Source organism: Erythrobacter litoralis, assembly GCF_001719165.1.
Taxonomy (GTDB): domain Bacteria; phylum Pseudomonadota; class Alphaproteobacteria; order Sphingomonadales; family Sphingomonadaceae; genus Erythrobacter; species Erythrobacter litoralis.
In genome coordinates, this window is the sequence record NZ_CP017057.1 from 2,113,714 (window position 1) to 2,126,913 (window position 13,200).

The 13,200-nt window shown below is 66.4% G+C and carries 12 protein-coding genes and 1 tRNA gene; 6 read left to right on the forward strand and 7 right to left on the reverse strand.

The window, feature by feature from the left end; all coding sequences use genetic code 11:
- Positions 1-13: 13 nt before the first annotated feature.
- Both Ga0102493_RS10085 and Ga0102493_RS10090 read right to left on the reverse strand, forming a co-directional pair.
- Positions 14-613 carry a hypothetical protein gene (locus Ga0102493_RS10085; RefSeq protein ID WP_034900761.1) on the reverse strand — a complete coding sequence of 200 codons (600 nt, stop codon included), beginning with the start codon at positions 611-613 and terminating at the stop codon, positions 14-16.
- On the reverse strand, positions 610-1,911 hold the full coding sequence (locus tag Ga0102493_RS10090; RefSeq protein WP_034900759.1) for a tyrosine-type recombinase/integrase: 1,302 nt from the start codon (positions 1,909-1,911) through the stop codon (positions 610-612). Before Ga0102493_RS10090 ends, Ga0102493_RS10085 begins: the two co-directional genes overlap by 4 nt.
- A 153-nt stretch (positions 1,912-2,064) precedes the next feature.
- Here Ga0102493_RS10090 and Ga0102493_RS10095 point away from each other — a divergent pair.
- Positions 2,065-2,134, forward strand: a tRNA-OTHER gene (locus Ga0102493_RS10095).
- A 25-nt stretch (positions 2,135-2,159) separates the two neighbouring features.
- Here Ga0102493_RS10095 and Ga0102493_RS10100 read toward each other — a convergent pair.
- Together Ga0102493_RS10100 and Ga0102493_RS10105 are read right to left on the reverse strand one after the other, a co-directional pair.
- Positions 2,160-3,596: an MFS transporter gene (locus Ga0102493_RS10100; protein WP_034900757.1), complete on the reverse strand. Its 1,437-nt coding sequence runs from the start codon at positions 3,594-3,596 to the stop codon at positions 2,160-2,162.
- Positions 3,593-4,261, reverse strand: a complete 669-nt coding sequence (locus Ga0102493_RS10105; RefSeq protein ID WP_034900755.1) for a PAP/fibrillin family protein — start codon at positions 4,259-4,261, stop codon at positions 3,593-3,595. Before Ga0102493_RS10105 ends, Ga0102493_RS10100 begins: the two co-directional genes overlap by 4 nt.
- 135 nt (positions 4,262-4,396) lie before the next feature.
- On the opposite strand from Ga0102493_RS10105, the gene Ga0102493_RS10110 reads away from it, so the two are divergent.
- Genes Ga0102493_RS10110 through Ga0102493_RS10120 form a run of 3 tightly spaced genes read left to right on the forward strand, consistent with a single transcriptional unit; the run spans position 4,397 to position 7,420 of the window.
- On the forward strand, positions 4,397-5,977 hold the full coding sequence (locus Ga0102493_RS10110) for an aldehyde dehydrogenase family protein (RefSeq protein WP_051697508.1): 1,581 nt from the start codon (positions 4,397-4,399) through the stop codon (positions 5,975-5,977).
- 4 nt (positions 5,978-5,981) lie between these two features.
- A complete protein-coding gene (locus Ga0102493_RS10115) occupies positions 5,982-7,121 on the forward strand; it encodes a class I SAM-dependent methyltransferase (protein ID WP_051697506.1) in 1,140 nt (379 codons plus the stop codon).
- Complete coding sequence (locus tag Ga0102493_RS10120) at positions 7,118-7,420, forward strand: hypothetical protein (protein WP_034900754.1); 303 nt, start codon at positions 7,118-7,120, stop codon at positions 7,418-7,420. Before Ga0102493_RS10115 ends, Ga0102493_RS10120 begins: the two co-directional genes overlap by 4 nt.
- On the opposite strand, the gene Ga0102493_RS10125 is transcribed toward Ga0102493_RS10120, so the two are convergent.
- Positions 7,421-8,314, reverse strand: coding sequence for an isocitrate lyase/PEP mutase family protein (locus Ga0102493_RS10125; protein WP_034900752.1), 894 nt, complete (start codon positions 8,312-8,314; stop codon positions 7,421-7,423).
- Positions 8,315-8,487: 173 nt separating this feature from the next.
- On the opposite strand from Ga0102493_RS10125, the gene Ga0102493_RS10130 reads away from it, so the two are divergent.
- Together Ga0102493_RS10130 and Ga0102493_RS10135 are read left to right on the forward strand one after the other, a co-directional pair.
- Positions 8,488-9,723, forward strand: coding sequence for a methylaspartate ammonia-lyase (locus Ga0102493_RS10130; RefSeq protein WP_034900750.1), 1,236 nt, complete (start codon positions 8,488-8,490; stop codon positions 9,721-9,723).
- 120 nt (positions 9,724-9,843) lie between these two features.
- The gene (locus Ga0102493_RS10135; protein WP_034900748.1) at positions 9,844-10,662 is read left to right on the forward strand and encodes an IclR family transcriptional regulator domain-containing protein; all 819 of its coding nucleotides are present in this window, start codon (positions 9,844-9,846) and stop codon (positions 10,660-10,662) included.
- 6 nt (positions 10,663-10,668) lie between these two features.
- Here the strand turns inward: Ga0102493_RS10135 and Ga0102493_RS10140 are convergent, their stop codons facing one another.
- Positions 10,669-12,084 (reverse strand): FAD-dependent oxidoreductase, encoded by a 1,416-nt coding sequence (locus tag Ga0102493_RS10140; protein WP_034900745.1) that lies wholly within the window; start codon positions 12,082-12,084, stop codon positions 10,669-10,671.
- Positions 12,081-13,187 (reverse strand): NAD(P)-dependent alcohol dehydrogenase, encoded by a 1,107-nt coding sequence (locus Ga0102493_RS10145; protein ID WP_034900743.1) that lies wholly within the window; start codon positions 13,185-13,187, stop codon positions 12,081-12,083. The genes Ga0102493_RS10140 and Ga0102493_RS10145 overlap by 4 nt, the downstream gene beginning before the upstream one ends.
- Positions 13,188-13,200 lie beyond the last annotated feature (13 nt).

Consider the following 13,200-nt stretch of genomic DNA (forward strand, 5'->3'; position numbering starts at 1 on the left):
TCTATTTTCTGGCCTATTCCTTCCCCAGCACCCTCAAAGCCTTCGCGACGGTGTCGGCGCAATCAGCTGGCGCTACACAATCCAAGCCCTTTTGACGCGCGACGCGATGGGCAAGGTCGAAGGCCTGCACTAACGGTCCAGCCTGTGACGCATCAGGCTCCGCGCCCTCAAGCCGCAATGCGCGCGCCAGATCGCGCACAAGCTCGGTATTGGCATCAACTTTCCGGCCCGGGCGGACTGCCGCAGCGGCCTCTCTCCTCGCCATCTCGCAAAGATCCAAGAATTCGCGCAGGTCGCGCTCTAGGCGCTTAGTCAGCCCCGCCACGCCATGCTTATGCTCGTTCATGGTCAGCAATTCGCTTGCGGCCAAACCTCGCTTATTAAGCGCCGACTGCAATTGCGCTGCTAGTTCAGGAATTCCCTCCAGCTTCGAGGTCGAGTCCTTGCCGCCGAGTTCGTCCCTTACCTGTTTTGGCGTGACGTTTTCGGCAGGCGCAATGAAACGAGAGACAGCATAGTGAAAGCCCTCAGTAGGCATCTGTGGAGCGCGTACTCGCAGCGCGGCAACGGTTTTCTCGTCTAGATCGACGAGGGAAAAGCCTGACCTAATCATGCTTCGCGCTCCAGCTTTATGACATTCGCGGCCTTTGGTTCGCCGTTCACGATCCGGTCAACCTCCGCCGCCCAAAGGTCGAGCGCGGCCCGCTTGGGTTCGAGATAGTCGAATTGGTCATAAATCGCGTCCACGCCCTGCAAGGCATGGTTCAAGACGCGCCGCCGCACAAACGGCTCAACGCCTAGCCGCGCCAGCCCAGTGCTAACAGTGCGCCGTAGATCGTGAATCCGCCAGTGGTCCAGATCGTCGCCCAGCGCCTTGCGCATCGCGGCGTCTAGCCAGCCCTTCGGCTTGCTGAACATCGAGATCGGCGCAGCGCCGTTTGTCGTGAGCACATAAGGCGAAGGAACGTCTTTCCCGTCCACGGTAGCGGACAGGCGCGGCAAGGCCTCCAGCAGCGCCACAGCAGCGGGGGGAAGGGGGACTAGGTGTGCCCTTGCCGATTTAGTCGCAGTCGATGCGAGCGACCAAGTGCGGGCCTTCAGATCAATGTCAGCCCAACGCATCCCAGCGACCTCCCCACGGCGCTGCCCCGTGAGCAGTAGCAACCGGAAGTATGCACCCCAAGGGAACATTGACGGATGCGCCGCCAACCTGCCCGCCTTGTTGCGCTCATTGCCTCGGCTCGCCGGATCGGTCGCAACCCAAAGCGCCCGCAATTCGGCCTCGGTCAAAGTCCGCTCGCGCTGCACCTCGGCCCCCGGCAGGATAAGCGCCGCCGCCGGATCGGCCTCGATTATGTCGCGCGAGACTGCAAACTTGAAAAGCCGCTTGAGCAGCCCGCCAACCCGCCGCGAGGTCGTCATGCCGTGCCTGTCCGCAATGGTGTCGAGATAGTCCGCCAGATCGCGCCGCTTGATCGCCTCAAGCTGCCAATCGCCAAAGTGCGGGATCACATACTTGTCGAACATCCAGCGATAGCTGTCGGGGTTTTTCACCCGCCCGGTGCCGCGCGTCATATAGGTGTCGATCACATCCGCCATCCGCTCGCCGCCCTCATTTGCTCGCCGAACATTGGCAGGTGCGATGACAGCGCCCGCCGCAATCGTGGCTTGCATATCGACCGCTTTTGCCCGCGCCGCCGCCAGCGTAAATTCGCCAGCGTCATTGCCGAAAGGGCCGATTGTCATGGTGCGGACCTTGCCGCCCGCTCGCTGGCGCAAAACCCAAGTCTTGCTCGAAGGTGTAACCCGGATTCGAAGCCCAGGCACAAGCGTATCGGCAACCTCTAACCGCTTGCCTTTCGGGGCTTTCAGCCCCCTTACCTTGCTGTCAGTCAGGATCGCTTTTGCCATAGGTGTAACCCAGCCCCATAAATTCGCCGGCGGATTGCAGAGGACCCGAAGGGTGTAACCCGGGGTTACACTTTAGGGAAGTGGCCTGCAAACACCTGAAACGCTGTGCGACCACAACCTGTTGTATTTTATTGCCTTTGAAAGAAAAAGAAATGGGGAGAAAAGCTAGGTCTTTTGCTTTGGGAGCAGAGGGTCGCTGGTTCGAATCCAGTCTCCCCGACCACATCTCTCGCCCGCCATTCCGGCCGTTACGGCGCCGCGTCGCGCGTTTCGCGCATCTCCTCCAGCATCGCCGCGTCGAGCCGGTAGGCATAGAGCAGCGGGAGCGCGGCAAGGCAGAACAGCGCGGGCACGATCGATACGCCCCATTGCACGAAGTCGAGCACGGCCTGCGGCTGGACCACGTCCGGTCCGCGCGCCGTGATCAGCCCGCCCGCCTCGAGCAGCAGGCCGACGATGAACGGGCCCAGTGCGCCCGCGACATTCTCGACGAAGGTGAAGACCCCGCTCATCACGCCTTCGCGCCCCTCGCCCGATTGCAGGCGATCATATTCCATCGTGTCGGGCAGCATGGCGAGCGCGCACAGCAGCGTGCCGGTCGAGAATGCTCCGATCAGCGCGGCACGCGCGTGGAACAGCCATGCCGCCTCGCCCGGCACCCATGCGAACCAGGACGCAAGGCCCGCACCGTAGAGGACAAGCAGGACGAGATAGGTCTCGCGCTTGCCTGCCCTTGCGATGACCCAGCGCCAGGCGGGCACGCTTACGATACCCGCCACGCTGAAAAGGCCGAAATAGGCCCCGATCTCGCCCGGCCCGAAACCGAGCACGAGATCGAAGAAATAGGGGGTGCAGGCAAGCACGGTCGAAAGCACTGCAAGCTGGCACAGCTTGACCAGAGTCAGCAGGCGGAAGGGCGCATTGGCAAAGACCCGCGCGGTGTCGATGAAGGGGCTTAGGAGAAGCTCGCGCGCATCGAGCCGGGCGGGCGGGCCGGGCCGCTCGGGACCGGGCAGACGCGCCGCGCCGAAAAAGACGATGAGGCACAATCCCGCCGCCGCGATCCCCAGCACCGTGCCCATCACCCGGTAGCCGGCTTCGGGCGTACCCATCGCGCCCACCAGAAGCGGCGCTCCGGCCGATCCGGCGGTAACGCCCGCCAGCAGGAAGAACACCCGGAAACTCATCAGCCGCGTGCGCGCGTCGTAATCGGGCGCGATGTCGGGCGGCATGGCGAGATAGGGGATGGTGAAGATCGAATAGGCGGTCGAATAGAGCAGCAGCAGCGCCGTCGCGGCGAACGCGGCTGCCGTGCCCTCCAGCCCGAGCGCCGAAAGATTGAAGAACAGCGTGAAGCTCGCCCCCAATGCAAGCGCTCCGACCAGAAGGTAGATCCGCCGTGGGCCCCAGCGGTGGCGCGTGCGGTCGGAAAGCGCGCCGATCAATGGGTCGATGATCCCGTCATAAAGCCGCGCGACGAGAATGATAGTTCCCGCAAGCGCCGGCGAGATGCCGAGAAAGCTCGTCATCACGAACAGCGCGAACAGCGCCATGGCGTTGAACAGCGCGCCAGTTGCAAAGGAGCCGGAAGCCCAGGTGATCTGCGCCAGAGTGCCGACCGGAACGGCGCCCCTTTGCCCCGGAGCGGAAGCTTGGGGCGCGAGCGGGGCGGCCGCCTCGGTCACGAAAAGCTGACCGACTTGCCCGGACCTGCCCTGCGATTCATCACGTAGACCCCGCCCATGCTGCCGAAATTGATCCGCATGTCCTCGTCGCAATAGACGACGTCGGAATGGAGTTTCGGCGGCTTCAGTTCGCGGCGCAGGTCGCTGCCCGGCTCCAGCCCGAACTGTTCGCGAAGGTCCTCGGAGCTCACGCCTTCGGGCGGGACGATTTCGACCGCGTAGAATTCGACCGAATAGCGCTGCGGCTGGTCCTGCGCGATGTCATAGCGGCCCCACACGATCAGCCGCGCCGAATGCGCCTCGTCTGGCGTCGTGATCTCGGTCACGTTGTTGTAATGGCGGCCTTCGACGCGGATTTCCTGGTCGATCTCGTGGACCTTGACGGGCACGTCGCCGAACGTGTTGAAGCTCTGCAATTTCAGGGACGAGACATGCCGGATGGGCTTGCCCGCCGTGTGGCGCGGACCGAACTGGGCGAAATGCGAAGCCCAGGGCGAAGCGACGAAATCCTGCCGGTCGAGCGGGCGCGGGACCGGCGTCAGCGGGACAAGCTCCCCGATCAGCGCATGGATCCGATCGAAGGTCGCGTCGTCATAGGTCCCGTCGCTCTGGCAGGCATCGATCGCCGCGCGCAGATCCTGCTTCAGCCCGTCGACATCACTCATGGCGCATCCCCTTTGCCGTGCGACTATGCCCCCGCGCGCCAAAGCGCGAAAGGCCCATGGCAAGAGAGGCAGAGCCGCGCCTTTTCCCAAATCGCCTTGGCCGTGCTATCCGCTGCGCGAACAGGCGGCGCGTAGATGGCTGCCCCGCCTGATGCGAGCGGTCAGGAAGCGACGACCATGAACGAAATGACCAAGCCGGATCTGTCGCGAGGCGCAGCTTTCGCCCGCCCGCCCGAAGCCGCTGACCTCGCCCTGCCCGCCCCGGCCCTTGACGCGCCCGGCACAGGCGAAGGTCAGACGCTGGTTTACGCAGCCAGAGAAGAGCCATTCGCCTTCGTGCCGCATACCGCTCCTGGCGAGGCCGATGCGCTTGTCGCCGCCGCGCGCGATGCTTTCGAAACCGGACCGTGGCGCTCGATGCCCGTGACCGAGCGTGCCGCGACGCTGCGGCGGGTCAGCGCGCTGGTGCGCGATCATGCCGATGAACTCGCCCGGCTGCAGACGCTAGAAACCTCGATCGTCATCTCGCAATCGCGCGGTATGCATGTCGCGCGCACGGCGGAAAACTTCACCTTCTTCGCGGACCTTCTCGCCGGCCATTCGGGGGAAAGCTACGAACAGTCGGGGCGCTATCTTTCGATCGTCACGCGCGAGCCCGTTGGCGTCGCGGTGCTGATCGCGCCGTGGAACGCGCCGCTCGTGCTCGCCTCGATGAAGCTTGCCGCGGCGCTTTCGCTCGGCAATTCGGTGATCCTGAAGCCTTCCGAATACGCCCCGCTCGCGGTGCTTAGGCTGGCCGAACTGGTGCGCGAGGCAGGCGTGCCCGATGGCGTCGTGCAGGTCGCCTGCGGGACCGGGCCGGGGATCGGCAATGCGCTGGTGAGCCATCCGGGCGTCGACGTGGTCGGCTTCATCGGCGGGACCGAGACGGGCAAGCGGATCATGGCTTCGGCCGCAGGCAGTCTCAAGAAGGTCGGCCTCGAACTCGGCGGGAAATCGGCGAACATCATCCTCGCCTCGGCCGACCTCGAACGCGCGGTCGACGGATCGCTCATGGGCATTTTCGCCGGGAACGGTGAACAGTGCCTCGCTGGATCGCGCATCCTCGTCGAGGAAAGCGTGGCGGATGAATTCACCGCGCGCTTCACGGCGCGCACGAAGGCGCTCAAGGTCGGGGACCCGTTCGATCCGGCCTCGGAAATCGGCCCCATGGCCTTCGCCGCGCATTTCGAGAAACTGCTCGCATTCGGCGAGACCGCCCATTCGGACCCGGCCTACACCGTGCTGGCGGGCGGCAAGCGGGTCGAGGGCATGGAAAAGGGCTATTTCTTCGCCCCCACCGTGGTCGAGGCCTGCGACAATTCCACCACGCTGTGCCAGACCGAATTGTTCGGGCCGTTCGTCACGATCCAGCGCGTGCAGGGTCTCGACGAAGCGCTCGCGATCGCGAATGAAAGCGAATTCGGGCTTGCCTCCTATATCTGGTCGGACGACCTGCCTTCGGTGATGCGCGCACGGCGGGTGCTGCGTGCCGGGACAGTGTGGGTCAACACGCCGATGGCGCGCGACCTGCGCTCACCCTTTGGCGGGTACAAGCAATCGGGCATCGGGCGCGACGGCCTTCCCGGCTCGATCGAATTGTTCACAGAGGAAAAGACGACGCTGATCCCGCAGGAACCGCTGGACCTGCCGAAGATGGGCGCCGGGGAAGGATAGGTCGATGGGCAAGCATGACGTCATGACGCCCGAGGCGGACGAGGCGCCTTTCGGATTCGCACCGAACCATGATGAGGCGGCGCGGCTGGGATTTGTCGGCGCGCTCAAGAAATTCGTCAATTTCGACCTCGAAAACCGGCTCGCCGCGCTGTTCGACAATGATCTCGTCCCCGCCGCCGGGACGCCGCCCGAAACCCGCGCCGAGGCGGCCGCCCTCGTCGAGGACCACCCACTTTATCAACTGTGGGGCACGCTCACCTTTCACAGCCAGAACCTTTTGTGGGACGCGGTGCAGGTCACGACCGACCGCACGATCGACGGTGCCGTCGCGCAATATCGCGCGGTGATCGAGAGCGAGAGCCTTGGGAGCATCGCGCTGTCGGACGAACTGCTGGTCAAGGCCCCCGTCGCCACGACCGAAATCCACCGCCAGCCCGGCGGCTACTGGCGCGAGAAGCGCGCGGACGATCTCGAGGCGGCGCTCAATTATTCGGGCACGGTCGAACTTTATCGCATCGCCAAGGGCATGGCCGCGGGCGAACGCCCCGCCCCCGACAGTTTCGGCCGCTTCGTCGCAGCGGTCGCGCGCAAATACGCCCCCGATCTCGAACCCAAGGCCGTGCTCGACATGGGCTGCGGCACGGGCGAGCAGACGCTGGCCTACAAGCGCGAATGGCCGGGGGCCGAAGTCCACGGGATCGACGTCGCCCGGCCCTTCATCCGCTTCGCCCATGCCTATGCCGAAAATGCGGGCGTGCCGGTCCACTTCGCCGAGATGGATGCAGGCGCGACGCATTACCCGGATGAAAGCTTCGACCTCATCGTCTCGATCATCATGTTCCATGAAACCAGCAAGGCGCAGGTCAGGGACATCATGCGCGAAAGCTGGCGGCTGCTGCGGCCGGGCGGGCTCGTCTGCCATCTAGACGTGCCGTATCAGCCGGATCGCGTCCCGCTGATCAAGCAGGTCACGAACCACTGGCAGGTGCGCCACAATGGCGAGCCGTTCTGGAGCGGTTTTGCCGAGCTCGACATGAAAGCCGAAGCGATCGCGGCGGGCTTCGATCCGGAACACGCCTTTGCCACCTACGAAGCGGTCGGGCCCGCCGCCTATCACTTCTTCGGCGGGCGCAAGCCGGCATGAGCGAGACCGCCCTTCCCGAAGGCCCGCGTGCGGGCGACCGGCACACCACCTTCACCGACGATCCGGTCAAGGAACACCTGCTGCGCGGCCTCGTCACGGTGGCGATGGAACTGTCGGTCACGCGCGAGCGGGTCGCGACGCTCGAAGCGCTGCTGGTCGAGAACGGCGTGCTCGATCAGGGCGCGGCGGATGCCTATGAACCGGCGGGCGAAGACGCGGGCAAGCGCGCGGCGGAGCGCGAGAAGCTGGTCGCTGCGATCCTTGCCCCGATCATGGAAAGCCTCGCCAGGCCAAGCTGATCAGCCGGCCAGCCCTTCCCACTTGCGGTCGAGTTCATAGACCTCGTCGAAGCCGATCAGGCTGCACATCTCGGCGAACGAGAACAGGTCCACGTCATCGTGGATGCTGGTCCCCGTCTCCTTCAGCCGCCTGAGCGCGTGAATGCTCGCCGCCGCCGAAGCGAGCGCGGTCGTCGCCGGGAACAGCGCACCGGCAAAGCCCATCTCGGCAAGCGTTCCGGCGGGCAGGATGCGGGTGTTGCCGCCATCGGCCATGTTGACGATCGCGGGCGCGGGCAGGCGCTCGGCGACGAAGCGCATTTCCTCCTCGTCCCCCAATGCCTCGGGAAACAGCAGGTCGGCGCCCGCTTTCGCATAGGCATCGAGCCGGCGGAGCATGGGATCCAGCCCCTCGGGCGCCTTTGCATCCGAGCGTGCGATGATGAGCGGCGGCGTCTCGCCTCGCCGCGCCTCGCAGGCGACGGTGATGCGCGCGACCATTTCCTCTGCCGGCACGACCTTCTTGCCCAGCGAATGTCCGCAGCGTTTGGGAAATTCCTGGTCCTCCAGCTGGATCGCGGCGACCCCCGCCTCCTCGTATCCGCGCACGGTGTGGCGCACGTTCAGAAGCCCGCCATAGCCCGTATCCGCGTCGGCGATGATCGCCATGCCGTCGCTGGCGCGCACCAGCGTCGTCACCCGCTCGAGCATCTGGGTGTAGGTCGCAATTCCCACGTCCGGCAGGCCGTGCGCCGAGGCGGTGAGCCAGAACCCGCTGGCAAAGCCGATCTCGAAACCGGCCATACGCGCAAGCTTTGCCGCCATCATGTCGTGCATTCCTGGCGCGACGAAGAATTCGCGCGCCTCGAGCGCGGCGCGGAACGCTGGCGGGGGACTGGGGGGCGGGACGGTCATGGCTGGCTTCTCTCCCTTTTCGGATGCCTGAAAGCGATGGCGCGCCCCGGCCTCCCGGGCGAGCGACGCGCGGATTTGCTCTCGCCAGTCGGATAGCCGACGAAGGCGCGCTGGCTTTGGCCGGGTCCGGGGCGAAGCGAAAGTTTCAGACGTGTTTCGGGGAAACAGGCGCCATGCGCATCGACAGGGTCATCTTCGCGCCCGCACGCGGGGCATTCTTCTACGACGATCAGGCCGCGATCCGCGCCGGTCGGGAGATGGACGGCGTGGCCTATCTCGGCGAGCCGCTGACGCCGGGCTTCCGACAGGTGCGCGAGCCGTCGCGCGCGCTCGGGATCGGGCTGGTGCTCGACGATGGAGCAATTGCCTGGGGCGACATGGTGAGCGTCCAGTATTCGGGAGCGGCGGGGCGCGACCCGGTGTTCGATCCCGCGGCGATTGAAGCCGCCTGCCGTGCGCGCGTCGTGCCCCTACTGATCGGGATGGAAGCGGCGCCCGGGCCGGAGAACTGCGCCTTCGCCTTTAGGCATGACGATGAAGGCCGCCTTCCGCTCGCGATCGAATACGGGGTCAGCCAGGCCCTGCTGCGCGCCGCCGCCCATGCCCGGCGCGTGACCATGGCCGAGGTCGTTGCCGAAGCGCTCGGCCTGCCCGCGCCGGATGCGCCCGTGCCGATCTTCGCCCAGAGCGGGGACGACCGGCACAACGCGGTCGACACGATGATCCTGAAGAAGGTCGACGTCCTCCCCCACGGCCTCATCAATTCGGCCGGGAAGTTCGGGCCGGACGGGGCAACCTTCATCGATTACGTGCGCTGGGTGGCCGCCCGTATCGAGACGCTGGGCGAGCCGGGCTTTCGCCCCATTCTCCATTTCGACGTCTATGGCTGGATCGGTCTCGGCTTTTCGACCGATCCGGGCGAAGTCGCCCGCTTCATCGCCAGCCTCGCCGAAGAGGTGCCCGGTTACACGCTCCATATCGAATGCCCGGTCGATTACGGCTCGCGCGAGAAGACGATCGAGAATTACGCCGCCATCGTCGAGGCGCTGGACAGCCTTACCGACAGGGCCCGCGTGGTCGCGGACGAACACTGCAACACGCTCGCGGATATCGAGGCCTTCATCGCCGCGCGCGCGGCCCACGTGATCCAGGTCAAGACGCCCGATGTCGGGGACCTGATGGACACCGCCCGCGCGATCCGTTCCGCACGCGCGGCAGGGATCGGGGCCTATTGCGGCGGGACAAGCGCGGAGACGGACCAGTCCGCGCGCGCCTGCGTCCACATCGCCCTTGCCGCGAGGGCCAGCATGATGCTGGCCAAGCCCGGAATGGGCGTCAACGAGGGGCTTGCCATCGTCGGCAACGAACAGGCCCGCGCCCTGGCCGAAATCGCCGCGCACCGGGTCTGACACGCGGCACCGTGCGGGGTCCTTCCCCCGGCGGAGCAATTGTTCTACACAGGTCCCAAGTGGTTGGGGTCGCAGGTCAGGTGCGGGGGCGAAGACCCCTCACAGGGGAACGCGCGAGACATGGAAAGAGGCGTACCGATCAGGGCTATCAGCCGCGGGCTGGCGGTGCTGGCCGCAATCAATCGCGACGGGCCGATATCGATGATGGGTATCGCGCGCGCGGCCGAAGTCCCCTACCCCACCGCCTGCCGGATCGTGCAGACGCTCCAGCACGAAGGCCTGATCGAAAAGGAACCGGCAAGGAAACGCTACCGCGTGACGTCGCTGGTCAAGACGCTCTCGACCGGTTTCCAGAACGAGGACCAGCTCGTCGCCGCGGGCCGCGACCATATCGAGACCCTGTGCAAGGACGTGGGCTGGCCGATCTCGCTCGTCACGCGGGTGGGCACGCGCATGATGGTGCGCGATTCGACCCACAAGATGACCTCGCTCACCTTCTCGCATTATTATCCCGGCTACACCCTGCCGATCGCCGAATGCGCCACCGGCAAGGTCTATCTCGCCTTCTGCGACGAGGAGGAGAGGAACGCCATCGTCGAGGGCTGGAAGGCGATCGAGACAGAGGCCTCGAACATGGGCCTGCTGCTGCTGAGCGATGATTACATGCTGCAGAAGATCCGGCGCGAAGGCTTCGCCCTGCAGGTGCGCAATGTCTACAACGCCGACCCGGGCAAGACCTCGAGCATCGCGGTGCCGCTGTTCGATGGCGACGATCGGCTGATCGGCGCGCTCGGCCTCATCTATTTCGTGAGCGCGATGAGCGCGAACGAGGCGGCGGAGAAATATCTCGCGCCGCTTCAGGACACCGCGCGCGCGATCCGGGGGAGCCTGATCGACCTTGCCCGCAGCCCGCTCGGCGATGCGGAGGCCGCCGAATAGGCTCGCTCAGGCGGGTTCGCGCACCAGGGACGCCGCAGCGTGCTCGCCCGCGAGCCGCCCGAGCGTCGTCGCGGTGAGAAGGCCGTTGCCCGCAAGATAACCGTCCGCCCCCGGCCCTGAAATTCCGCGCGCCGCGCCGCCTCCGGCATAAAGGTTGGGAAACGGCTCGCCCGAGGCGCGCAGCACGCGCGCATGTTCGTCAACCTCGAGCCCGCCCTGCGTGTGAAACAGGGCGCCCGTTACCCTCACGGCGTAAAAGGGCGGCTCGAGCGGAGCTTTGCCCGCAAAACTCCGGCCGAAGCGGTCGCGCTCCCCGCTTTGGACGAGGCGGTGCGTCTCGGCGACGCTTCGCTCGAGCCCGGCGGCGTCGATCCCGGCCTTCTCGGCGAGTTCGGCAAGGCTGTCGGCGCGGATAAGGCACCCGGCGGAGCGCGCCTGCTGGTAGTCGTCGAACTGGCACATGATCTCGTGCCGCCGCTCGTCATAGATGCTCCAGGCGACATGGCCCTCCTGCCGCAGCACCTCGACAGCCTGTTCGGAATAGCCCGAAGCCTCGTTCGCGAAGCGCTCGCCCGAACGGTTCACCTGGATCCCGCCCTCGGCGATGAGCGGCCAGAGGATCGGGATGCCGTATCCCGCGGCGAGGCCCGCATGGCCCTGGTAGGCGCTGAGATCGGCCATGCTTGCGCCCATTTCGCGGCCCCAGGCAATGGCGTCGCCCTTGTTGCCGGGATGGCCGTGGAAGGTCGCGTGCTCGAGTTCGGGGATGAGTTCCGCCACCATCTGCTGGTTTCCGGCAAAACCGCAGCAGGCAAGGATCACCGCGCCGCAGCCGATCACGTCGCGCGCCCCGTCCGGGCGGGTAGCGGCGATTGCGATGACCCGGTCCTCGCCGTTCACGTAAAGCGTGTCGACGAGGCTGTCGGTGAGGATATCCACCCCCGCATCCTCGCAGGCGCTCGCCAGTGCGCCCATCAATTCGGAGCCCGACCGGGACGGCATTCCATGCATGCGCAGGGCGGAATGGCCGGGATAGGTGAAACCTTCGACGAGGCTGAGGCCGATCTTGTGGCTTTCCACCAGCCAGTCGACCGTGCGCGCGGATTCGCGCGTCAGGTGCCCGACCAGCGCGGTATCGACCGCACCCTTGGTCTTGGCGACGATGTCGGCGGCGAAGCGTTCGGGGGAATCCTCCACGCCCTTGTCGCGCTGGATGCGGCTGCCCGCCGCCGGGATGAGGCCGGTCGACATCGCGGTCGTTCCCATCGGCTGGCCGTCGCGTTCGACCACCAGCACGTCGGCCCCCGCATCGCGCACGGCGAGCGCGGCGGTAAGCCCGGTTCCGCCGCCCCCGATCACCACGACCGGGATCTCGGCGATGGTCTCGACGCTCTCGGCACGGATCACGCGGCATTCGTTCATGAATGTTCCTCCTCGAAGGTCAGGACCGGCTTGATCACCGCGCCCGATGCCGCATCGGCAAAGGCGCTGGCGATGTCGGCGAAGGGATAGGTCCGGATGAGGCGGTCGACCGGCAGGTCGCCGCCGCCGTGATAGGCGAACAGGCGCGGCAGGAAGGTTTCGGGCACCGAATCCCCCTCGATCACGCCGACGATCCGCTTGGTCAGGAAATCGATCCCGCCCGGATGCGGCACGGGCTGCGCGAAGTCTCCTGGCAGCGTCAGCACGCCCAGCGTGCCGCCCGAATGGAGCGCGGCGAGCGCGGCCTCGAAAGTCGCCTGTCTGCCTGCCGTGTCGAGCGCGGCAGTCACCCCTCCGGCGGTAAGTTCGACCACCTGGGCGGCCCAGTCCGCCTCCGATCCGGCGAAGGCGTGGCTGGCACCGAGCGAAATTGCGAGTTCGCGCCGCGCGGCGACCGGCTCGACCACGATCAGGGGATCGCAGCCCATGATCCGCCCCGCCATGATCGCAGCGCAGCCGACCGCGCCCGCGCCGATCACCAGCAGCGGACGGTGCGTAAGCGCGCCAAGCTGGTTGAACACCGCCCCCGCCCCGGTCTGAATGCCGCAGCCGAACGGCGCGGCCACGTAAGCGTCGAGCCAGCCGGGCAGCTTCACGCAATTGCGCTCCGTCGCAAGCGCATGGGTGGCAAAGCAGCTCTGCTGGAAGAAGGCCCCCTTGACCGCGCTGCCGTCCATCCGGGTGAGCGGCGGCTCGGCGCGCGCGCCTTCGAGATTGAGCGCGATCCCGTCGAAACAATAGGCCGGCCTACCGCCCGCGCAATTGGGGCAGGTCCCGCAGAACCCGAAGGTCGCGAGCACCCGGTCGCCCTTGCGCAGCCGCGTCACCGCGCTCCCCGTCTCGACGACGGTGCCTGCGCCCTCATGGCCGAGCACGCGCGGCTCCTCGCTCCACGCGCCGACGCCGAGATCGGTGTGGCAGATGCCCGCCGCCTCGATCCTCAGCACGACTTCGTCCGGCAGCGGGTCTGCGAGCAGCAGATCCTCGATTACCGGGGGCGCGCCGCCGCCGGGGCTGATCGCGGCGCGGATCGGGCGCGGCATCAGGCGAGGCTCC